Origin of the sequence: Paraniabella aurantiaca, from assembly GCF_050309965.1 — a bacterium.
Lineage (GTDB): Bacteria > Bacteroidota > Bacteroidia > Chitinophagales > Chitinophagaceae > Niabella.
Map to the genome: position 1 here is coordinate 1,440,701 of NZ_JBLOSY010000001.1, position 22,642 is coordinate 1,463,342.

The 22,642-nt window shown below is 42.4% G+C and carries 21 protein-coding genes and 1 tRNA gene; 4 read left to right on the forward strand and 18 right to left on the reverse strand.

Annotated elements, in window-relative coordinates:
• Window positions 1-16: 16 nt before the first annotated feature.
• The 9 genes from ACLOAU_RS06170 to ACLOAU_RS06210 all read right to left on the reverse strand — a co-directional run bounded on the left by ACLOAU_RS06170 (window position 17) and on the right by ACLOAU_RS06210 (window position 9,022).
• A complete protein-coding gene (locus ACLOAU_RS06170) occupies window positions 17-1,552 on the reverse strand; it encodes a M28 family peptidase (protein ID WP_427860983.1) in 1,536 nt (511 codons plus the stop codon).
• Between the two features lie 169 nt (window positions 1,553-1,721).
• Window positions 1,722-2,177: a ribose 5-phosphate isomerase B gene (gene rpiB / locus ACLOAU_RS06175; protein ID WP_427860984.1), complete on the reverse strand. Its 456-nt coding sequence runs from the start codon at window positions 2,175-2,177 to the stop codon at window positions 1,722-1,724.
• A 15-nt stretch (window positions 2,178-2,192) separates the two neighbouring features.
• On the reverse strand, window positions 2,193-3,050 hold the full coding sequence (gene tatC, locus ACLOAU_RS06180) for a twin-arginine translocase subunit TatC (protein ID WP_427860985.1): 858 nt from the start codon (window positions 3,048-3,050) through the stop codon (window positions 2,193-2,195).
• A 140-nt stretch (window positions 3,051-3,190) separates the two neighbouring features.
• The gene (locus tag ACLOAU_RS06185; protein ID WP_427860986.1) at window positions 3,191-4,438 is read right to left on the reverse strand and encodes a hemolysin family protein; all 1,248 of its coding nucleotides are present in this window, start codon (window positions 4,436-4,438) and stop codon (window positions 3,191-3,193) included.
• A gap of 112 nt (window positions 4,439-4,550) precedes the next feature.
• Complete coding sequence (gmk, locus tag ACLOAU_RS06190; RefSeq protein ID WP_427860987.1) at window positions 4,551-5,126, reverse strand: guanylate kinase; 576 nt, start codon at window positions 5,124-5,126, stop codon at window positions 4,551-4,553.
• A gap of 176 nt (window positions 5,127-5,302) precedes the next feature.
• Complete coding sequence (locus ACLOAU_RS06195) at window positions 5,303-6,190, reverse strand: bestrophin family protein (protein WP_427860988.1); 888 nt, start codon at window positions 6,188-6,190, stop codon at window positions 5,303-5,305.
• 69 nt (window positions 6,191-6,259) lie between these two features.
• The gene (murA, locus tag ACLOAU_RS06200; RefSeq protein ID WP_427860989.1) at window positions 6,260-7,570 is read right to left on the reverse strand and encodes a UDP-N-acetylglucosamine 1-carboxyvinyltransferase; all 1,311 of its coding nucleotides are present in this window, start codon (window positions 7,568-7,570) and stop codon (window positions 6,260-6,262) included.
• A 122-nt stretch (window positions 7,571-7,692) separates the two neighbouring features.
• Window positions 7,693-8,232, reverse strand: coding sequence for a DUF420 domain-containing protein (locus ACLOAU_RS06205; RefSeq protein ID WP_427860990.1), 540 nt, complete (start codon window positions 8,230-8,232; stop codon window positions 7,693-7,695).
• On the reverse strand, window positions 8,219-9,022 hold the full coding sequence (locus ACLOAU_RS06210) for an SCO family protein (RefSeq protein ID WP_427860991.1): 804 nt from the start codon (window positions 9,020-9,022) through the stop codon (window positions 8,219-8,221). The genes ACLOAU_RS06205 and ACLOAU_RS06210 overlap by 14 nt, the downstream gene beginning before the upstream one ends.
• Window positions 9,023-9,202: 180 nt before the next feature.
• On the opposite strand from ACLOAU_RS06210, the gene ACLOAU_RS06215 reads away from it, so the two are divergent.
• Both ACLOAU_RS06215 and ACLOAU_RS06220 read left to right on the forward strand, forming a co-directional pair.
• A complete protein-coding gene (locus ACLOAU_RS06215; protein WP_427860992.1) occupies window positions 9,203-10,450 on the forward strand; it encodes a PQQ-dependent sugar dehydrogenase in 1,248 nt (415 codons plus the stop codon).
• An 87-nt stretch (window positions 10,451-10,537) separates the two neighbouring features.
• Entirely contained in the window at window positions 10,538-11,566 is a 1,029-nt protein-coding gene (locus tag ACLOAU_RS06220) for an SDR family NAD(P)-dependent oxidoreductase (RefSeq protein WP_427860993.1), read from the forward strand.
• A gap of 1 nt (window position 11,567) precedes the next feature.
• On the opposite strand, the gene ACLOAU_RS06225 is transcribed toward ACLOAU_RS06220, so the two are convergent.
• From ACLOAU_RS06225 to ACLOAU_RS06255, 7 genes are all read right to left on the reverse strand, one after another.
• Window positions 11,568-11,894: a DMT family transporter gene (locus tag ACLOAU_RS06225; protein ID WP_427860994.1), complete on the reverse strand. Its 327-nt coding sequence runs from the start codon at window positions 11,892-11,894 to the stop codon at window positions 11,568-11,570.
• 66 nt (window positions 11,895-11,960) lie between these two features.
• Window positions 11,961-12,524, reverse strand: coding sequence for a Crp/Fnr family transcriptional regulator (locus tag ACLOAU_RS06230; RefSeq protein ID WP_427860995.1), 564 nt, complete (start codon window positions 12,522-12,524; stop codon window positions 11,961-11,963).
• Window positions 12,514-13,068 (reverse strand): DUF4269 domain-containing protein, encoded by a 555-nt coding sequence (locus tag ACLOAU_RS06235; protein WP_427860996.1) that lies wholly within the window; start codon window positions 13,066-13,068, stop codon window positions 12,514-12,516. The genes ACLOAU_RS06230 and ACLOAU_RS06235 overlap by 11 nt, the downstream gene beginning before the upstream one ends.
• A gap of 280 nt (window positions 13,069-13,348) precedes the next feature.
• A complete protein-coding gene (locus tag ACLOAU_RS06240; protein WP_427860997.1) occupies window positions 13,349-14,101 on the reverse strand; it encodes an outer membrane beta-barrel protein in 753 nt (250 codons plus the stop codon).
• A gap of 160 nt (window positions 14,102-14,261) precedes the next feature.
• The gene (locus ACLOAU_RS06245) at window positions 14,262-15,014 is read right to left on the reverse strand and encodes a 3'-5' exonuclease (protein ID WP_427860998.1); all 753 of its coding nucleotides are present in this window, start codon (window positions 15,012-15,014) and stop codon (window positions 14,262-14,264) included.
• 34 nt (window positions 15,015-15,048) lie between these two features.
• Window positions 15,049-16,131, reverse strand: a complete 1,083-nt coding sequence (locus tag ACLOAU_RS06250) for a mannose-1-phosphate guanylyltransferase (protein WP_427860999.1) — start codon at window positions 16,129-16,131, stop codon at window positions 15,049-15,051.
• Window positions 16,132-16,134: 3 nt separating this feature from the next.
• Window positions 16,135-17,097 (reverse strand): KpsF/GutQ family sugar-phosphate isomerase, encoded by a 963-nt coding sequence (locus ACLOAU_RS06255; RefSeq protein ID WP_427861000.1) that lies wholly within the window; start codon window positions 17,095-17,097, stop codon window positions 16,135-16,137.
• Window positions 17,098-17,409: 312 nt separating this feature from the next.
• On the opposite strand from ACLOAU_RS06255, the gene recQ reads away from it, so the two are divergent.
• Both recQ and ACLOAU_RS06265 read left to right on the forward strand, forming a co-directional pair.
• Window positions 17,410-19,671, forward strand: coding sequence for a DNA helicase RecQ (recQ, locus tag ACLOAU_RS06260; RefSeq protein WP_427861001.1), 2,262 nt, complete (start codon window positions 17,410-17,412; stop codon window positions 19,669-19,671).
• A gap of 69 nt (window positions 19,672-19,740) precedes the next feature.
• Window positions 19,741-19,813: transfer RNA gene (locus ACLOAU_RS06265), tRNA-Phe, on the forward strand.
• Window positions 19,814-19,863: 50 nt separating this feature from the next.
• On the opposite strand, the gene ACLOAU_RS06270 is transcribed toward ACLOAU_RS06265, so the two are convergent.
• A complete protein-coding gene (locus tag ACLOAU_RS06270) occupies window positions 19,864-21,180 on the reverse strand; it encodes an ATP-binding protein (RefSeq protein ID WP_427861002.1) in 1,317 nt (438 codons plus the stop codon).
• Window positions 21,181-21,239: 59 nt separating this feature from the next.
• Window positions 21,240-22,562 carry a hypothetical protein gene (locus tag ACLOAU_RS06275; RefSeq protein WP_427861003.1) on the reverse strand — a complete coding sequence of 441 codons (1,323 nt, stop codon included), beginning with the start codon at window positions 22,560-22,562 and terminating at the stop codon, window positions 21,240-21,242.
• Window positions 22,563-22,642 lie beyond the last annotated feature (80 nt).

A 22,642-nucleotide genomic window follows, 5' to 3' on the forward strand; every position in this document is an offset into this window, starting at 1 on the left:
AGTTACGTTTTATTTCTTATTGCGTCAATTTTAAATCGCGCTTCAACATATCGTTTCTATTAGCCATTTCCCAGGCCGTATAGAATATCATTTGGGCCCTTTTAGCCATCAATGAAAAGTTGATCTTATCTACAGTGTCTGTTGGCTGGTGGTAGTCGGCCTTTAACATGCCATCATAAAAAAACAAAACCGGTACGCCTTTTCTTGCAAAGTTGTAATGGTCGCTTCTGTAATAAATCCTGTTAGGGTCATTGGGGTCATCAAACTTATAGTCAAGCACCAATTTGGTATACTTATTATTCATCCCTTCATTTATTTTAGGAAGGTCTGTACTTAGCTTGTTATGTCCTACCACATACACATAGTTTTGCGTATCGGCAGTCATCCTTTCTGTATCGATACGCCCAATCATATCAATGTTCAGATCTGCGGTGGTTTTATCCAATGGGAAGATGGGATTTTCGGAATAATATTCAGAGCCCCACAATCCTTTCTCCTCCCCGGCTACCAGCATAAATACTACAGTACGGCGGGGACCCTTTCCTTCTTTTTTTGCTTTGGCAAAAGCCTCTGCCATCTTCATCACACTAACAGTACCCGATCCATCGTCATCAGCACCATAATAGATATTTCCCTTTTCATCTATTCCCACGTGATCATAATGTGCTGTTACAAACAGGTATTCGTTTTTCTTATCAGAGCCCTCTACCAAGCCAACGACATTACTAACAGTAGCTATTTTTTTACCTGAAGCATATTGTATAGCAACGGGTAACTGACGGGTAATAGGATCGATCGTTTCTTTTCCTACAGAAGTTTTAATCTCACTAATGCTGTGACCATCTTTTTTAATAACATTATCGTTAATAAAAAATGCCGGGATCGAGTTATGCTCTTCCTGTGAAGCAACTGCAGGCTTAGGCCGGTAAGAGTTGTTCAACATTTGTTTTGAAGGAAGCTGATCTGAAATGATCAATACCGCTGCGGCACCTTTCTTTTTTGCATTCGCAATTTTGTTGGCTGTAAAAACGGGCGACTGCCTGCGGGGCTTGTCTGTTTTGAAACCATCGGGCTGACCCGCTAATAAGATAACCAGCTTGCCTTTTACATCTGCAGTTTTATAATCATCTCTCTTTTCATCCACAATGCCATAGCCCACAAAAACATACTCATTAAATTCCAGATCTGCCTGCTGTGGCATTTGCATCCAGGGTGCAAAGTCAGACCATGCATTAAAGTCTATACCTCCCATATTTAAAGCAAGTGTTGAAGCGCTATCTTTTTCCAGATCAAAAAACTGGCGATAGCTATCTTTATTACCCGGCTTTACACCAAAGGCTTTAAACTGTGTTTCAATATAAGTGGCGGCTTTTTCGAGGCCGGGAGAAGGTGTATCTCTACCTTCCATTTCAGCACCTGCAATAATGCTTAGATGCTTCTTTAGATCGGTTGTAGTGATTGTTTTGGCAAAGGGTTGGGGATCTGCCGTTTTTTGTGCCTGAACGCTAACACTGGCTAGCGCACATACCGCTAATAGTAAGTTCTTTCCCATATAAAATTTGCTTGTTAAGTTGTAAATGTAACCAACAACGGCAAATAAATACCTACCGTTTATCAAAATATAAAATACACTTACCCGGCTATGGCATAGCTCTTAGTATTTAAACATAAAGGGGTTAAGGTTCATTAAGGAACGTGTTGATAACTGATCTTTTCACGAATCAGTTTCCCGAAATCTTCTGAACCCGGTTGGCATGACGGCCTCCTTCAAAGGCTGTATTTAAAAATACCTCTACCATTTCTTCGGCTGTACTTTCTGAGACAAAGCGTGCAGGAATACAAAGAATATTGGCGTTGTTATGCTTTCGCGCCAGGGCCGCTATTTCATCGTCCCAGCAAAGCGCAGCACGAACACCCTGATGTTTATTTGCCGTTATGGCAACGCCGTTTCCGCTACCGCAAAGCAGGATACCGAAAGCGCAATTGCCTAACTCAACGGCCTCTGCAACCGGATGTGCAAAATCGGGATAATCTACGGCATCATCGGTGGCGGGACCAAAATCTTTAAAGGGCAGGTCCTTTCCCTCGATAAATGAGATAACAAATTCTTTCATTTCAAAACCTGCATGATCGGAGGCTATGGCTATCGGTTTGCTTAGATCAAATGTTGTTTCCATAATGATCGGTTTTATTTAGCTCCACTCTTCTGTGGCATTTTCGGCATTCTTTTTCTCACCCCTGGCCGCCAACGCAACGCTTATTTCAAATAGCAGGTATAACGGCGCTGCTACTACTGCCAGGCTAAACGGATCCGTTGTAGGCGTGATAATGGCCGCTGCTATCAAAATTACAACAAAAGCATGACGCCTGAATTTACGAAGGATTTTGGCAGTTACAATCCCTGCTTTTGCCAGCAATAAAATCAATAGCGGAAGCTGAAAGAGTAAACCTACCCCAACGGTGGTATACGTCATGTTTTCCAGGTAGTCGGAAAAGGTGGGCATGATCGTGATCTTATCACTAAGGGTGTAATTGAAATAAAATTGTACCATCAGCGGCATCAGTATAAAATACCCGAACGCAACGCCAATAAAAAATAGCAGGGATACCCAAAAGATAATTCCTGATGCCTGGCGGCTCTCTTTGTCAGATAGGGCCGGCTTTACAAATTTCCATATCTCCCAGAAAATATAGGGAAACGCTAAAACAAACCCTCCGATAAACGCTACGGTAAAGTTGGCAATAAACTGCCCCGTCATGGTTGTTTCAATAAACTGCGTTTTTACTTCTTTAAAACAAAGCGATTCGCCTACTCCAACGGCTTGGCCCATTTTACACATCCACTCAGCAGAAATAAAATCGGCTCTTGTAGGACCGAAAACAATATCATCTACAAAAAAGTCGGTAAAAATAAAAACGATGATCGCGCCAATGGCAACGGCTAAAATCGAACGTATTAAATGCCACCTCAATACTTCCAGGTGATCTATAAACGACATTTCATCTTCGTTACCCCGGTTTCTCTTCTTAAAAAAATCCATTATAGCCATGTACGTAAAATAAGTACGCAAAGATGCGACTTTATAGTTAATTGTTTATGGTTGATTGTTCTAAGTACCTAATATCTGTTTTCGTGTGAAAATTGATATTTAGCAGGAACCTCTATCTTCAATAAACTATCGACAATGAACTATTTCAGCTTTTTGAGCTTTACCATTTCAATACGGGTATGGGTTACACCCAACACATCAAACTCGTAGTCGCCGATAATAATACGCTCTTTTTGTACCGGTATGGTTTCATGATGGTTGATGATATAACCCGAGAGGGTCTCGGTATCGTGGCCTTCAAAATTCAGTTCATATTTTTTTTCGATATAATCAAGCTCCAGCCTGCCGGAAAATATATATTCTCCCTCTGCGATTTGCTTCTCTACAAACTTTTCGGTGTCGTACTCATCCCAGATCTCGCCAAAAAGCTCTTCCAGTACATCTTCCATCGTAATAATACCCGCAGTACCACCAAATTCATCTACCACCCAGGCGATGCTTTTGGCCTCATGGCTAAATTTATAAATAAGATCTACTGCGTTCATGCTCTGCGGCACAGCCAGTATATTAATAAGTATGCTCCTGATGTCTGAAGGCTTCTTAAACAAATCTAACTGGTGTACATAACCCAGGATATTATCAATAGAGTCTTCATAAACAATGATCCGCGTTCTTTTGGTTTCTATAAACCGTTGATGCAATTCTTCAACGGAGGTTTTCACATCAACGCCAATCACCTCCTTGCGGGGCACCATCGACTGCCTGATTTTTATATGTGGCAACTCCTGGGCATTTTCGAGTAACTGTGTACTGGTTTCGGCCTTGGAGCTTTCATTGATGCCGTCTGAGAAAACAAACCGCAATTCATTTTTATTTAACGGAGACTTGCTTTTATCCAACCGAACATTAAAAACATATTTAAGTATCCAGTTGGTGAGCAGGAACATGCCCCGTACAAATGGTGCAAACAGCCAGAAAAAGAAACTGAAAAAAAGAGAAAACCCGCTGAGTAAGGCATTGCTTTTCGCCCTGAACAATGCTCTCGGAATAAATTCAGCAAAAATCAGCGCTACCAATACATTAAAAATTATTTCTAAGAAAGTTTGTACGCCATCGGAGGAAATATTAAATCTGTTCCAAATGGGTTCAACTACCTCGTGCGTTAGCAACACAAAAATGGTTAATGCGATAATGTAGCCGGTAATAGCCACTCCCAAAAAAACAGCCGGAGCATCAATAAAACGGCCCAACCGGTTGCCCGTAGCCGTATCCTGCTTTCTTTTTAGTTCGATGTTCAGGCGGCTGGCGCTATAAAAAGCCATCTCTATGCCCGCAAAAAACATCATAAACAACAATGCGGCGCACCAGGAAATAAGATTTACGTCCATATTCTAAAGATACAAAGGCCCGTTTGAATAATGACTGTAAAAAACTAAATATTAACGGTAAAATTTTCGGGATACGAGCCCCCGATAAGCAACTCCCTCACAGTCAAAACCCTTATTTAGCAAGGAATGCGGTGATCAGTTTTTCAGCTTCTTCACAGGCTTCCTGCAAATCGTCATTTACAATGGTATGGTGAAAGTGATGACTAAAAGACATTTCATATTCTGCCTTGTTAACCCGCGTTTGCAGGGACTCTTCTGTTTCGGTGCCGCGACTGGCCAGCCTTCTTGCCAGCTCTCTTACCGATGGCGGCTCAATAAAGATAGACAGCGCGCTTTGAGGATACTGTGTTTGAACATGTATAGCGCCTTTTACATCTATATCCAGTAATGGGCATTTGTTTTCTTTCCAGAGCCGGTCCAGCTCTTTTTTCAGCGTTCCATAATACTTTCCTTCGTAAACCATTTCCCATTCAACAAATTCTCCTTTTTGTATTTTTTGCTGAAACTCTTCCACTTTCATAAAATAATAATCCTTTCCATTAACCTCATTGCCTCGTGGCGAGCGGGTTGCAGCGGAAATAGAGAATGCCAGCTGCGGATATTTCTCCAGTAAAAAGTGGGTGATGGATGTTTTACCGGCCCCTGAAGGGGCTGTAATGATGATTATTTTTTTGTTGTGAGAAGCCATACACAAATTACGGTATTTGTGCCGGGAGTAAAAAATTTGAACGATTAAGTTTATGAGACGAAGTTGATTATGAAGCTATGACACGCTGTTTAAAGTTTGGTATTGGATATTCAAAAAGCAGCGTGTGGTTTAAACCACGCGCTGCTTTTTGAATCGCTGTTTTGTGAAGCGGCTCATTATAATATCTCTTCTACGCTTCTCCTGATATTATCCGCCATTTTATGCGTAGGCAAATCATTTTCATCTCCGCCAAAAGGGTCTTCTATCTCTTCTGCAATCAACTCAAGACTGGCAAGTACGTAGGCAATAAACACAACAACGGGCACCACCCAATAACCCAGTTGAAATACATATCCCCAGGGTAAGGTAAGCAGGTAAATGAGCACGAATCTTTTAATAAAAATACCGTAGGATGATGGGATTGGCGTGTTCTTAATACGCTCGCAGGCCCCACATACATCGGTGAACGATTGCAGCTCGTTATTTAAAAATAGCAGCACTTCCCCGCTTATGGTCCCATCCCGGTATAGTTTTTTTACATGTTCATAAATCAGGCCGGCCACCTGGTTGGGTACATGCTTATCAGTGTCTATTGTTGAAATGATCTTTTTGGTCTGGTCGTTTTCATCGAATAACATGATCCGGGTACGCTCTTTCAACAAATGCTGATGCAGGGCTTGTGCATAACCCGGAATGATCTTTCTAAAAAACTCCCGCTCTTCCTTTTGATCTTCTCTTAATACTACCGATAGCTTTAAGGCCAGGTTGCGCGAGTTGTTCATGAGTGCACCCCACAGCTTACGTCCTTCCCACCATCGGTCATATGCGGTATTTGTTCTGAATACCAACACCAGCGAAATAGCAAAACCTAAAAGCGAATGAAGTATCGGCAGATTTTTTATGACACTTTTATCCGAGAGCTTCCAGTAGCCCAGCTCCAGGTAGGCGATAAAACCCGAATAAGCGGCAATAATCAATAGTATCCACCAAAGCTTTCTTAATACATCGGCTTTGGTTACCTTAAAAAGAATACCCAGCCAGTCTTTTGTATTGTAGTATTTCATTCGTTATGTTGATATGTTGACTTGTTGATATGTTGACAAGGATAAAAACCCTCTAAACTTATCAACTTGTTAACTAACTACCCGTCTCACATCTGCTCCCAGGGCCTGTAAACGGGCATCTATATTTTGATAACCGCGATCTATTTGCTCTATGTTCTGAATAGTGCTTTTCCCTTCGGCACTTAATGCTGCGATCAATAAAGCCACACCTGCACGTATATCGGGACTACTCATGGTAATTCCTCTCAGCTGGTGCTCCCTTTCCAGGCCTATTACTACTGCACGGTGGGGATCGCAAAGAATGATCTGTGCACCCATCTCGATCAGTTTATCTACAAAGAACAGGCGGCTTTCAAACATTTTCTGGTGTATTAAAACACTTCCATGAGCCTGTATTGCTGTTACCAGTACAATGCTCAACAGGTCGGGCGTGAAGCCGGGCCAGGGATGATCATAAATAGTGAGCACACCACCATCCAGGTATTTTTGTATCGTGTAGCTATCCTGCGAAGGGATATGTATGTCGTCGCCTTTAAAGTCCATAGCAATACCCAGTTGCCTGAATTTTTCAGGTATAATTCCCAGATCATTAATGCCCGCATTTTTAATGGTAATATCGCCTTTCGTCATAGCGGCCAAACCAATAAAAGAGCCCACTTCTATCATATCGGGCAACATAGCATGTGTGGTGCCTCCCAGGTAATCGACTCCCTCTATCACTAATAAATTACTGCCCACACCGCTGATTTTTGCGCCCATGCGGTTGAGCATTTTACATAATTGCTGTAAATAAGGCTCACAGGCGGCATTATAAATAGTAGTAGTTCCTTTTGCCATTGTTGCCGCCATTACAATATTGGCAGTTCCTGTTACCGAAGGTTCATCTAACAACATATAAGAGCCTTTGAGTTCTTCAGCTGTAAGATGAAAAAATCCATCTTCCTGGTTGTAGTCTAATTGCGTTCCTAATTTCTGAAAACCTATTACATGCGTATCCAGGCGCCTTCTTCCAATCTTGTCTCCCCCAGGCTTAGGAATGAACGCTTTTTTATAGCGGGCCAGCATAGCTCCGGCCAGCATCACGCTTCCACGAAGCCGGCCACTTTTCTTTTTAAACTCCGGACTATGTAAATAATCAATGTTTACATCATCGGCTTTAAAAATGCAGGTACTGCGACTCGTCCTGTTCACCTTCACATTCATTTCTGAAAGTAATTCTATCAAAAGATTTACATCCAGTATATCGGGTATATTGTTAATCGTAACTTCTTCCGGTGTTAACAACACTGCACTTATTATCTGTAATGCCTCATTTTTAGCACCCTGTGGTGTAATTTCTCCCTGTAGCTTCTTGCCTCCGCGTACTTCAAATACGTTCATTGCTTTTTCTTATTTATATTAAAACGAAGATAGGTGGAAAGTTATTTCCATAGTTTATGTGTTTATACAAAAATGGCCATCGGGTGAGGATGACCATTTTAAAACTATTGTAAAAACTATCTTTAGTAATACGGGCTGATAAGTATGTATATAATCGGACCCGTAATAGCGACATATAGCCAGAGCGGCCAGGTTATTCTTGCAATTTTTTTGTGACGGGGATACTCTCCTACTAAACCACGATAGGCCGTAAATAAAATAAACGGGAGAATAATACCTGCCAAAGGGATATGTGTAAAAAGAATGATATAATAAAAGGTTTTAAGTGCGCCTGACTCTCCAAAACTGGTGTCACCGGCAAACAAGTGATGACAGATATAGCTTACCAGGAAAAGAATGGATAACACCATTGCAAAAAGCATGATCTTTTTATGAAGCTCATAATTTCCTTTTTTCACCACAATTAATGCCGCTACCAGCAAAATAGCCACTATTGAATTAATTACTGCATTAGCCAATGCAAACAAATGCACATCAAAACCCAGGTCTACCTGCAGGTGTACACGTCCTAACGCAGCTATAATTAAAAACACAACCAATGAAAACGATACAATCAGCCAATTTGCCTTCTTATCATTTCTTTTCCAACTAGCTTTCAGCATTTTTTTTCTTTTTAAATAATATCATAAATAAACCCACCGCCACAGCGGCTACTAAAAAAGCAATGGCCAGCACCTTTACCGGTAAACCACTTTTCTTACTACGGTCTTTTTCCAATGTCAGTAAAACAGCATCTCTTGAAAGTTTTTTCAGATCGGCAGAATCAAGCCCATGGTAATAACCGCGGATATTGCGTTTGCCGTCGATTAACACAAAATGATCGGTGTGTATAAAAGAGGTATCAATTCCTTTTCCATCAACGAGGCCTAATTTTAAATCATTAATCGCCAGGTCGTAAATGGTTTTTTTATCTCCGGTAAGTAGATCCCACTGTTCGGGGTTAATCTGGAAACGATCTGCCCATTTTTTCAGCTGAACGACAGAGTCTCTCTCCGGGTCAACCGAAAAAGACAGATAGTGTATATTGGTATTGGTTTTATCACCTACCCTTTGCGCATTGGTAATTGCTTTTTCAAGAGTACGCATATTGGTAGTTAATGCGGGGCAGATAGTAGGACAATGGGTAAAGAAAAAGTCTGCAATAATGATCTTTCCTTCATAGTCGCTTAAACGAATTGAATCTCCTAACTGATTGATCAACGCAAAATCGGGCACTTTATGCCATAGGGTATCTGTTATCTGCTTGCCATTTTCCAGGCGCGTGCTAACACTGTCGGGCATATAACGCCTTGGCATCGAAGTTGCTTCATTGCTGTAGTGGCGAATAATTAAATAACAGGCCAGTGGCAATAGTAATGCCATCAAAACAGCATATAAACCTTTTTTATTCAAGGTAAATGATGTATTTAGTGAACGGATCTTTATTCGGGAAACCGGTAAAAGGTCCGGTAAAAAAATTTTCGCGAAATTCGTGAAATAAAGCGATAGCCCGGCACGATTTCTTCTTTTTATTTACGCCGGTTGCATTACAAATACACCTTTAAACTTATTTTTAAAATAAAAATGACGCCAATGATCCCCAAAATTTTCGCGGTAGTTAGTTCTGCTGTGCTGATTAGTTGCAGTGGTAACAGCCACGAACCCAAGCCCGACGCGCCGGCAGATAAAGACTCCACCATCCATAATTTAGCCCCGGTTGAAACCAAAGAAGCCAATAGCACTTACAAACCAGCGTTTGAAGGACAAACCCGGGTAGCTGGTATGAAAACAGCGACCCAGCTGGATATTAAAGTGATTTCGGAAGGCCTGGTAAATCCCTGGGGAATTGCTGTATTACCTGACGGCCGGTTATTGATAACCGAAAAAGGAGGAACATTGCGCATAGCTACTACCAGCGGGGAGTTGTCGGCTCCTATTTTAGGTTTGCCGGCAGTGAACTCCGAAGGTCAGGGTGGTTTATTAGGTGTAACACTGGACCCGGATTTTGACAGTAACCGTATGGTTTATTGGGTATTTGCGGAAAAAACCGGGGGCGGGAACTTAACGGCTGTTGCCAAAGGCCGCCTGGCAGATGATGAAAAAAAGATTGAAAACCCTGTTGTTATTTACCGCGCTACTCCGGCTTTTGCGGGTACGCTGCACTACGGAGGCCGTATCCTTTTTGACAAAAGCGGAAATCTTTTTGTAAGCACCGGTGAGCGTTCGGACCTACAAACCAGGCCTAAATCGCAGGACCTGGCTACCGGGCTGGGCAAGATTGTGCGGATCACCAAAGACGGTAAACCTGCTGCAGGCAATCCGTTTGTAAATACGGCGGGCGCTATGCCAGAAAACTATACTTATGGCCACAGGAATGTGCAGGGTCTGGCCATTCACCCCGAAACAGGGGATTTGTGGGAAAACGAGTTCGGCGCCCGTGGTGGTGATGAGGTAAATCGTATTGAAGCCGGCAAAAACTATGGCTGGCCCATCATTACTTATAGCATTGAATATGGCGGCCAACCGATCAATAATGGCCTTACGCAAAAGGAAGGAATGGAGCAGCCTGTTTATTATTGGGACCCGGTTGTATCTCCCAGCGGTATGACCTTTTATTCCGGCAACCTTATTCCCGAATGGAAGAATAATCTTTTCATTGGTTGTTTGAGCGGTTCGCATATTGTGAGGCTTGAAATAAAGGACAACAAAGTGGTGGGCGAAGAACGATTGTTAACGGATCGACAGGACCGTTTCAGAGATGTGCAGCAGGGTAAAGATGGAGCGCTTTATGCCGTTTGTGATGGGGCTCACGGAAAGCTCTACCGGATCGGTAAAAAATAGATACCTTTTCAATGGCGCTCCGGCGCCATTTTTTTGTTTCGTTTTATGGCATGAACAACCCTTCTATCGGTTGGAATTGTGTTACTTTTGCGCAAAATCTATCATATCAGACCTCAAATCTCAAATATTCTTGTAACCGGTGGTACTGGCTTTGTTGGTGCCTATATTATTAAAGAACTGGTGCAACAAGGATTTTCTGTAAGAGCTATCAAGCGGTCTGCGGCACAGCTCCCCGAATTTATTGAACCGGCTATTTTTGATAAGGTAGAATGGGTGGAAGGAGATATTTTAGATGTTATTGCTTTGGAAGATGCGATGCAGGGTATAGATGCTGTTATTCATAGCGCAGCTATTGTTTCTTTTAGCAAGAAAGAAAGAAGCAATATGTACCATGTAAATATTGAAGGCACTAAGAACGTGGTTAATACCGCCCTTGAAAACAATGTTCCTCGTATCGTTTATATAAGTTCGGTTGCTGCCATCGGCAGAAAGCTAACCGACGGAACGGTGAATGAGAAAGCCCAATGGGAAGACTCAAATGCCAACACCCACTATGCGATCAGTAAGTTTAAAGCCGAGCTGGAAGTGTGGAGGGGTTTTGCAGAGGGATTGGAAGGTGTAATATTAAACCCGGCTACTGTTTTAGGTTATGGCAACTGGAACCAAAGCAGCAGCGGCATCTTTAAAAGTGCCTATAACCAGTTTAAATGGTATACCAACGGTGTTAATGGTTTTACCGATGTAGAAGATGTTGCAAGAGCTGCTGTTATGCTGCTTAAGGGTACCGTTACCGAAGAACGTTATATTATTTGCAACGACAACTGGCCTTTCCGCAAATTGTTTGATACTATGGCTGATAACTTTGGCAAGAAACGGCCCTATAAAGAAGCCACACCATTTCTTTCCGGCGTGGCCTGGAGGTTAGAAAAATTAAAATCAATATTCTCGGGGAAAAAGCCGCTTCTTACAAGGGAAAGCGCTAAAGTAGCTAACAGTTTTACACGGTTTGATAACGCCAAATTACTGAAAGCTTTACCTGGTTTTACCTATACACCCCTGGAAGAGACCATTCGAAAAGCCTGCGCTAAATATGCTGCAAATGTGGCAAAACCCTAGTTTAATGAGATACGGCCTTTAGTCCTATAATAGAGCCGACCAGCGTGATAATAAAAAATACGCGCCAAAAACTGGCAGGGTCTTTAAAAAAAATCATTCCCATTAATGCTGTGCCTACCGCTCCTATACCTGTCCAAACCGCATAAGCAGTACCAATAGGCAATGTTTGCGTTGCCTTCATCAATAATAACATGCTAATAGTAAGTGCTACCAAAAACCCGCCATACCAGGCATACATTTCGGTACCCGATGTTTCTTTGGCTTTTCCCAGGCAGGAAGCAAATACGACTTCAAATAACCCGGCGATAATCAAAATAATCCAGTTCATATTTTTAATTTACCGCAAAGTTCTGTTATTAACAGCAGGATTTTTTTTACAAATGATAAAAACGGTTTATCGTATTTCAGCCCTGATACGGCTGAGACTTACCTGTGTAATGCCGAGGTAAGATGCAATATGACCTAATGATACCCGGTTGAGTAACCCGGGCTGCTGCTCCAGGAGGTCTTTATATCGCTGCGTCGCAGTCTTAAATTGCATAGCAATAAGCCGCTCTTCGGTTTTGACTAATTCCAGCTCCGCCAATTTCCGTCCCCAGTTGGCAATATGCAGGTCTTCCTTATAAAACGTTTGCAGTTGTGTTGATGAAATTTGATAGAAATCGGTATCTTCCAACAGCTCAATATCTTCATAGCCTTTCTCATTCTTTATATAGCTTTTCATAGAGATAACAGGGTCTCCCTCCTGCCCAAACCAGAAGGTAATTTCGCTTTCGGCAGCATTTTGATAAGCCCGCACCATTCCTTTTTTAATAAAATACACAGATGTTTCTATTTTTTGAGCACGAAGCAACATATATCCCCTGGGATAAGAAACTTCCTTTATGCCAGCAGTAAGCCTGTTCCTGGAAGCTGAAGGAAGCGAATAAATGGCATTCAGTATTATATTAATATCCATTGGTATTGTTTAACGATCCGGCTATATCTGCTTCCAGTTGAAGCAGCGCCTGGTAGGGATCTCCCTGCAATCCCAGGAGTTTTGCAAACGCCGGTTCTGTTTTGTAGCCTTGCTTTTTCAAAGCAATAATTTGTTGACGAAACGCTTCTCCATATTTATCCAGTAACGCATGCTCTATCAACATATGCCGATAGCCCAATTGTTGCCAGCAGGGAATATTCTGCCCAAATATCTCAATCATAAAGCCCTCTGTGAAAAAGCCGGCTATAACGGTCTCCTCTTTCTCTTCCCGTTCCCGGATTGAAAAAAATTCGTTGTCTTTAAACAGCTTCAAAATTGTATCCCTGTAAAAGTTTTTGTTTTCGAAGCAACAAATAATGTCCAGGTCGCTGGTTTCAATATCTATATTAACGGGTATGGTTCCCACCAAGGCCGGGGTAAAAGCGTGCAGCTTTTCCATTACCTTATTCTGTTGTAAAATGGCATACGCCTTTTGTTGCCGTTTAGTTCCTTTTTCCAAGTAGCTGATATCCTGAAACTGCATGTGGTTGTTTCTGCGCGTTATAACAATATGCCGAATGTAGTATTAAATGTTTAATGAAAAGATATGGAACTACAAATCACTCCATATATGTCTTTTAGAACATTCTAGTTTGCGCTACCTGATAGTTTGGTGAAGCATTCCAGGTACAAACCAACCGGTCGGTGCATTCGCCATACACAGGTATTTGCCCGCCAATAGACGCGCAGCCTTTGCTTTTGAAAATTTTTGCATAAAAAAAGCGACTTCTTCGCCGCTTTATAAATCTTGTGAGTTTTATTTTCTAAAGTCCGCCAAAGCTCAGGCCAATTGTATAGGGCTTCAACTGCGGACCTGCGCCGGCTTTCAGCAAGCTGGTAAACTGGTAAGTTCCAAACAGCGTAAAGTGTCCAACACCAATGCGGGCTGTACCTACGATACGGGTAGTATTAAAATAAGTTTTGCTCGACTCTTTCAACAGGTAATTCGGTATAGAATTGGGTTCTGTAATACGGCTGCGTGTACCACCTTTTAACATCGTTCCCACTTTTACACCTATTGCCACTTTGAAGCTCTTATCACTTTGCTCAGGATTTGCAGTATAACGAAGTTCAATCGGAGCTTCCAGGTAGCTGGTAACTACTTTTGTTTTTTTCACATCTACATTGGCTGTATCACCGCCATAAAAACGCATGGTGTTGGTTCTTCCCTTAACATCAGCAAAGCTTCCATCCAGGAATACGTGATCTGTTCCCACGCCGGCACCTATTGCTGCACTTAGCTTAGGAGAGCTCTTAAATGGAAAATCGAACATAAAATAGGCATTAATGCTTCTTGATAAGCCCTTGGTTGCAATGCTGTCCGGTGCATCCATCCAGTTGGTATAACCCAACTGTACTAAAAAATGATCATTAGCACGGTTGGTTAAGTTATATTTTTTCTTTGGTTTTTTAGCTGGTTCGCTTACCACCAATTCAGGTTTTGTTGTAGTATCAACCTGAGCAAAAACACTTCCTGCAAAAAATAAAGCGAAAGCAGCAAATAGAATTTTCTTCATAAATATTTTAGATTGGCGCAAATATATTTTTATTTCGGTTAAAAATAGGTTAATGCAGGCTTACGGCCCATAACATTTTTACGGGCTTGGAAAGTTTGGCGGTTCGCCCCGGGCTTTATAAACACCTTTTCGCCAAAAAGCAATGCTTCTTTGCCGGCCGTTACTTTATTTCCACCGCCTCAGCAGGCAAAGGACTTTCTCCCATAAACCGGAGAAAGATATGCGCCAGCGTTATTACATCTTTCTGGCAATAGGTAACAATGCGATCAAGATTTTTTTCTTCGTAATACACTTTGGCCACCATACTCCCATCGATATCATCTTTAGGAGTTGGTATACCGAGACTATGCGCCAGCAGGTTGAGAGTAGTGTAGCTTTTATAATCGCCAAATTTCCACAGCTCCATGGTGTCAAGATGATTTACTTCCCAGGGCTTTTTGCCGGCGATGCTCAGCATCAAAGGAATGGGTAAATAGTTGATTATAAGCCTACGGCAGATATATGGGAAGTCGAACTCTTTACCATTATGGGCACATAAATATTTGGGTTCATTACTACTTGTTCCTGTACGCACCGGCACGGGCGGGCTCCATTTATTCAGCATTTCGCTGAAATTCCTGAGCAGCTCTTTTTCGTCGGTTCCCGCAAAAGACTTAATGACCAGTTTCCGGTTATTTTCGGGGCCCTGTATAACCCCACAGCTAATGCAGATAATTTTGCCGAACTCGGCGTAAATTCCTGCCCGCTCGTAAATGGTCTCGGGAGTTTCTTCTTCCTTATTACGTAATAATACATTGGCCTTATTGTTCCAGAGCCCTTTCCAGTCATCGGCTAGCTGGTTGTAGTCCGATTGCTGCGGCACTGTTTCAATATCTAAAAACAGGATGTTCTGTACTGGGTAGCTGCTTAACATAGTTATTTAAAATTACGCCGATTATGCGGTAATTCTATAAATACTTATCTCCCTTTGTTCTTTTGATCTCGGAAACGTAGTCTTTTATTTCCTGTTCCTTTTCTTTTTTACAGATCATCAAAACATCATCGGTGTCCACTACAATATAGTCTTCCAGGCCCTGCACCAGTATCATCTTTTTATTAGAAGTGTGGATCATGCAATGATGTGTATCAAAAACCATCACATTGTCACCGACAACGGCATTATCGAAGTAATCTTTTTCCATGTTGGCATGAGCACTGTTCCAGGTACCCAGGTCGCTCCACGAAAAAGAGGCCGGAATAATGTAAACATTATTCGCTTTTTCCATAATCCCGAAATCGATAGAAATACTCGGGCATTGAGAATAAATAGATTCAATTGTCTTTTTTTCGGCGGGCGTATTGAATTGTTCTTTTTCCCCGTCAAATAACTCAAAGATCTCTGGCAGGTGCTGCTCAAAAGCGCTGATAATCGTTTTACATTTCCAGGTAAAAATGCCGCTGTTCCACAGAAAGTCTCCGCTTTCGATAAAAGTTTTTGCCAGCTCCAGGTTGGGCTTTTCCGTAAAGGTTTTTACCTTATAAATACCCGGTGCAGCTTCCGATGCCTCATGCTGTATATATCCATAGCCCGTGTTGGGGTGGGTGGGCATAATGCCAACGGTGGTTAAAGCGCTTACATGTGATACAAAGTCCAGCGCTTTATGCATTACACCGCCGAAATTTTCTTCGTCCAGAATATGATTGTCGGCCGGTGCAGCAATCATTACCGCATCCGGATTTAACTTATGAATTTTAAATGCGATATAAGCAATACAGGGCGCTGTATTTTTTCTGAATGGCTCAGCAACAATATTATCCTGGGGCAGTTCAGGTAACTGTTTGTGTACAATACCGGCGTAATCCTCGGAGGTTACTACAAAAATATTCTCTACAGGAACAATTTTACTATACCGTGCAAATGTAGCCTGTATCAGCGTTTTACCTGTTCCTAATATATCCAAAAACTGCTTTGGAAAACTGGTTCTGCTCTTAGGCCAAAACCGGCTTCCGATGCCACCAGCCATAATAGCCACATAATGGTTCTTATTCATAAATTAAATTAACCCTTCTTTTAATAAATCGTGAATATGTATGATGCCTGCATATTTTGTTCCATTAGTAACCGCTAACTGCGTAATGGAATTTTTGCGCATCATATCCAGAGCTGTTACAGCCAACTCTTCCCCTATAATACTCTTTGGCTCACGTGTCATAATATCTTTTGCTGCAATATGGTCGATATCTGCACTTTTTTCCAGCATTCGTCTCAGGTCCCCATCTGTAATGATCCCGATCAGGTTGTGCTGTTCATCTACCACCGCAGTAACTCCCAGCCGTTTTTTTGTTATTTCTACAATAACTTCTTTTAGCGTTTGATGCGCCAGCACAGCCGGCTTCTCATTATGCGCGCAAACATCTGCAACGCGCAGGTATAATTTCTTTCCCAAAGTTCCCCCGGGGTGAAATTTTGCGAAGTCCCCATCTTTGAAACCCTTTAATTCCATCAAGCAAACAGCCAGGGCATCACCCATTACCAGTTGTGCTGTGGTACTAGTGGTTGGCGCCAGGTTATTGGGGCAAGCTTCCTGCTGTACTGTGGTATCCAGAAAAACGTCGGCCTGTAAGGCTAGTAAAGACTGATCGTTGCCCGAGATAGCAATCAGCTTATTGCCAAAATTCTTAATAAGCGGAATCAGCGCTTTTATTTCCGGGCTATTGCCGCTCTTGCTTAAAATAATAACTACGTCTTCTTCCTGCACAATTCCCAAATCTCCATGCAAAGCATCTGCAGCATGCATAAAAATAGAGGGCGTTCCGGTAGAGTTGAATGTTGCCACTATTTTCTGTGCAATCAGCGAACTTTTACCAATTCCACTCAAAACAACACGCCCCTTACAGTTTTGTAATAATTCAATGGCCTGGTCGAAATGATCGTTGATCAACCTCCCCAGGTCGCTTATAGCGGCGGCTTCCAATGCTATAACACGAAGGGCGATATTTTTGGGTGACTGTGGCATGATTTACAGCAAAAAGGCAAAAATATCGGTTTATACATTTAAAAAAGAAAAAGCTTTCTGTAATCAGTTTAGAGGATAAAAAAGAAAGCATGACCTCCTGATGATCAACAGATAAGCACTGTTCTTCCGTGAACTGATGCCCATTTGCAGATACCGGCAAATTGACCGGAAGAAACTTTTAACCTTTTTTGCTTTTAATCGTTTCATTAGTTAGACTAACTTAGCACCCCTTTCTAAAGAATATTTTTTTGTTAGGGATAACTGGTGTATCTTTTTACACTTGATTTTTTTAAATATTATGGATTTGTTATAATGGGAGTTAAATCAGCAAAAGCGGCTCCAAAAAAAGCCAAAAAAGAACCTGAGCAAAAGCCTAAGGCTAAAATAGATCTGCAGAAAGAGCTGCAGAAAAATTTCGGATTCAAACAGTTTAAAGGCAAGCAGGAGGCTATCATAGAGTCTTTACTTGCCGGAAATGATACATTTGTAATAATGCCAACGGGCGGCGGAAAGAGTTTGTGTTACCAGTTGCCGGCAGTAATGTTAAAAGGAGTAGCGATCATTGTTTCTCCACTTATCGCTTTGATGAAAAACCAGGTAGACCTGGTAAGAGGCTATAATAGTAATGATGAAATAGCTCACTTTCTTAATTCTACGCTCAACAAGAAGGAAATAAAAGAGGTACACGACGACCTGCTTTCGGGCAAAACAAAATTGCTTTATGTAGCGCCGGAGACGCTGACCAAACAGGAAAATCTGGCTTTCTTCAGCGACCTGGATATTTCTTTCTTCGCGGTGGACGAAGCACACTGTATCAGTGAATGGGGTCATGACTTCCGACCTGAATACAGGAGATTACGGGAGATGATGGACCAGATCAATGCCCAGGTTCCGGTTATTGCATTGACGGCCACTGCTACGCCTAAAGTGCAGAGCGATATTGTAAAAAACCTGGATCTGCGTAATCCGAACATTTTTATTTCTTCTTTTAACAGGGATAATCTTTATTATGAAATTCTTCCCAAGATAAAAAAGAACCAAACGGATGAAAGCATTGTGCGGTTTATTAAGGGAATGAAGAACAAGAGCGGGATTATTTATACGCTCAACCGTAAAACCACCGAGGAACTCGCCTCGATTTTAGAAGCGAATGGCATTAAGGCAGTTGCCTATCATGCCGGCCTTGACGCAAAACTGCGTGCCAAACGACAGGATGATTTTCTGAGCGAAGATGTACAGGTTATTGTAGCCACCATTGCTTTTGGAATGGGTATTGACAAGCCGGATATACGGTTTGTTATTCATTATAATATTCCTAAGTCGATTGAGAATTATTACCAGGAAACAGGCCGGGCCGGCCGGGATGGACTGGAAGGTAAGTGTGTGCTGTATTATTCCCACAAAGACGTAAGCAAGCTGGAACATTTAATGCGCGATAAACCACTGAGTGAGCGCGAAGTGGGTGCACAGCTCATCAATGAAACGGTTGCCTATGCAGAAAGTGGTGTATGCCGGCGAAAGGTGATCCTGAGCTATTTTGGCGAACATTACCTGGAAGAAAACTGTGGGAATTGTGACAATTGTAAGCACCCTAAAGAAAAAATAGAAGCTAAGGCTGAAGTAGTAGTTGCCCTGAAAGCCCTGAAAGAGCTGGATGAGAAATTTGCTACGGATTACCTTGTTAACATTGTTAGCGGTAAACTTACGCCACAGGTAAAAATGTTCAGGCACGAGGGGCTAAACTGTTTTGGTGCCGGTAAGGAACACGATGCCCATTTCTGGAACTCACTGGTTCGCCAGATGATCCTGGAAGGCCTGATCAGGAAGGATATTGAAGAATATGGTGTTTTAAAGGTTACCGATAAAGGCAGCGACTTTACAAAAAAGCCTAAGAGTTTTACTATTGTATTGAATAATAAGTTTGAAGACGCTGTAGGTGATGATGAAGAGGGTGGAGAAGGAAACGGAGAAGGAGCCGCTGCAGATGACAAACTGTTTGAAATGCTGAAGGAGCTTCGCCAGAAACAGGCGAAAAAAGTATCCCTGGTGCCTTGGGTTATTTTCCTGGAAACATCGCTGCAGGATATGGCCACGCTTTATCCTACCACCTTACAGGAGCTGGAAAAATGCCAGGGAGTAAGCGGCCCCAAGGCCAGACGTTATGGTAAGCCTTTTATTGAGTTGATTGCCCGCTACGTAGAGGAAAACAATATTGTGAAGCCGGATGATTTTGTGATGAAGAGCGTCGTTAATAAAAGCGGCAACAAAGTATATATTATACAGCAAACGGATAAGAAAATCCCGCTGGAAACCATTGCCAAGAATAAGGGATGGAAAATATCGGAACTTTTGGAAGAAATGGAAACCATTGCAGCCAGTGGTACCAAGCTAAACCTGGGGTATGCTATTGACGAAATGCTCGACGAGGCTGACCAGGAAGAGATTATGGAGTATTTTAAAACCTGTGAGACTTCATCCCTGGATGTGGCGCAACAGGAACTGGCGGAGTTTGATTTCAATTGGGAGCAGCTTAAGATCATGCGAATCAAGTTTTTAGCTGAATATGGGATGTAACTAACATTTTTTTGACAATTATTCACATTGTTATCAAAAAAACACTATTTTTGCAACCCCATTACGGATGGTGCGGTAGCTCAGTCGGTAGAGCAAAGGACTGAAAATCCTTGTGTCGCCGGTTCGATCCCGGCCCACACCACAAAAAATCCACTCTTTAAGAGTGGATTTTTGCTTTTAAATAATCCAGTGCTAAAAAGGTTTCCCTTCCTTATGCATCTCCCTTTTTATACCATCTACCACATCCTCTAAAAAGATCTCTGTATTTCCTTTTTCAAGTGTTTTTAAACAGGCATACTGAACGATATTGATGATGCCTCCCCCGGAAAGATCGTATTGCTTTACTAATGAGGGAACATCCTCATTATTACCGAACTCCATTTTTTCGGGGAAAGAGTTTCTCCAGATCTTTTCCCGCTCGTCGGGTGTTGGTTGCGTAAACCTGATAATAGCATTAAACCGTCTTATAAAGGCCTCATCAATATTGCTTTTCATATTAGATGCCAATATCACCAGGCCATCAAAATCTTCCACTCTCTGTAATAAATAAGATACCTCCAGGTTGGCATACTTGTCATGTGCATCGCGCACGCCGGTTCTCTTACCAAACAAAGCATCAGCTTCATCAAAAAACAAGATCCAGTCTTTGGCTTCTGCCCTGTTAAAAAGCGCTTCGAGGTTTTTTTCTGTTTCACCAATGTATTTTGACACCATCATGGAAAGGTCAATGCGGTATACCTCGCGCCTGGTATGCTTCCCCAGTAAAGTTGCCGTTAATGTTTTACCGGTTCCGGGCGGACCATGGAAAAGTACCCTGTAACCCCGTTTCAACTTTTTGCCCATTTTCAAACCATTCATTAAAGTTTTTTTATGGATGAGCCAGGTTTGTAGTTCCTGCACCTGTTGCATGGCTTCTGCGCTCAGCACCAGATCTTCCCACCCTAATCCCGTTTCAATATGCCTGGCCGGGAAGCTGCTGCTAAATCGGGGTTTTGAGGCTTTACCGATTAACAAAAGGTCTACGTATTCTTGTGATAAAACCAGTTTGGCGCTTAAAGCGGGTTCCCCAGCCTGTGTCGTATCCAGCCATAAAATATTTTTTTTATAAAAGATATGATCCGCAGAAAAATAGCGGGACACCCTTAAGCGCTCACTTACATCCATACCCGCTAATATAAATAACACCGTTTCACCGGTTGGCTGCATCCCTCGCTGATTGCCGGTTTTTATTCCACCCAATTCGGGAAACTCTCCACCCTGTGGCAAATATTGCTGGATTGCAGTATCAAAAAAACCGGGAACAATATGCGGAGCCAGAGCCATTGTTAAAATCACGAATTCTTCAGCATTGAGTACTGGTATTGATTTCATCCTGGGGACCACAATATCTGCCGGTAAAATCTTGGCGGGAGCCTGCTCCTGCTTACTGAAAAAATAGTACAGGCGCTGACTTATTGCTATGCTTAGAAGGTCTAGGCCCTCGCGTAAATGTTTTAATTCCTTCGTCATATTGATTTGAAAAAAGTACTTTCCTGGGTTTACTGCCGGAGATTCTTTTATCCTCAGATTTACGGGTAGGCAGATTGGATGTATGAAAAAATATCAGGCCTTAAAAGTCTTAACTGTGCCGGATCTGTAACATACATTGCAAAATATTCGGCAAAGCTTTCTTTAAGATCCGTTGTTCCGTAACTGGTAGCTGAAGGATTGGCGCTGTTTAACCGGCTGAAGCGGGTACGCCTGTTTGCCCCTTCTGTTAAGGCACCATCTCCACCTATCCGGTAAAAACCCGACGCAGAATCTGTTGCTGCACCGTTAGCAGCAATAAATATCGGGTTAAAGTCGAGCCAGTGACCTATTTCATGCGCTACTACATAGGCCGTTCGCGTAAAACCGCTGTAGTTAAGTACGGTGGGCCTCGTTACGGTGCTCCATATTATTATTTCTCTTTGATTTGCGGGCACACCTGTTTGCAATAACGCTTCTCCGTCTTCTCCCAATTGGCTTATAGTTTGAAGAAGCTGGCTTCTATACCTAAACCTCATTCCGTCAATTTGCTGCAAGGCGGTAGCCGGAACGCGGTTCATTACATCTATAAGTTCATCATACCGGTCATCGGGCCAGCCGATTGCCGAAAAATTATGCCCACCAACAGCAAATGCTCCCGGGCGGGTCGTTAATGTGGGAGTAGTTCTTGCAGCCGACACAAACTCTAAATGAAATTGCAGCTGCGCCGCTCCGGTGGTGCCGGGGTTAGCGTTCAAATAAGTAATTCTAAAAATACCGGCTTGACCACCAAAGGAAGAAAGATCCATATTAATGGTAGCCGTTGAGTTCTGAGGCATATTATGCGTACTTACAAAATGGCCGGGTAAGCTGCTCAACCCTCTTGCTACATCAAAAGTTGCATTTTGTGGTGTTGCGGTTGTTTGTATTACAGATGAATCTATCGAGGTTGTTCCCGAAAATCCTATCGATGCGTTGGGTGGAGACTTCCTGAAATAATCTTCAAGTGCGCCCGTGGAAACTACTGCCGGCGCCAATGGCACATCCCAAAAGCTGATTCTATTTCTGATGGCTTGTTGATTAGTAGCTGAAATAGCTGTCCCAATATTTGCTAAACTGCGCTGCACACTTTTGCCGGTTCCTTTTTGCTGAACGCGCTGTGGCATTGGTTTTCCCGGCGTATGGTGCACTGCATTGAAAAAAAGCGAAGTAGCGTTATCCGTATTTCCTTTTCGCATCACTTTCCCGGCTACTGCTTCTGCTTCTTGCTCATGCTTATCGTTAGGCTGGTTGATTGTTATCCTGGGTCGAAAAAATAATTGCTGGTTTGTTCCAGCTTGCTTACTGCTGTTCTGTCCGGTTGTGATCAAACTTTTGTGCATCATTCCTCAATTGAATTATTTAATTCGAGCGCTTCCGGGCCGCCTTAAACCCGCCCCATAAGCGAGCATTATTAATCTCGCCA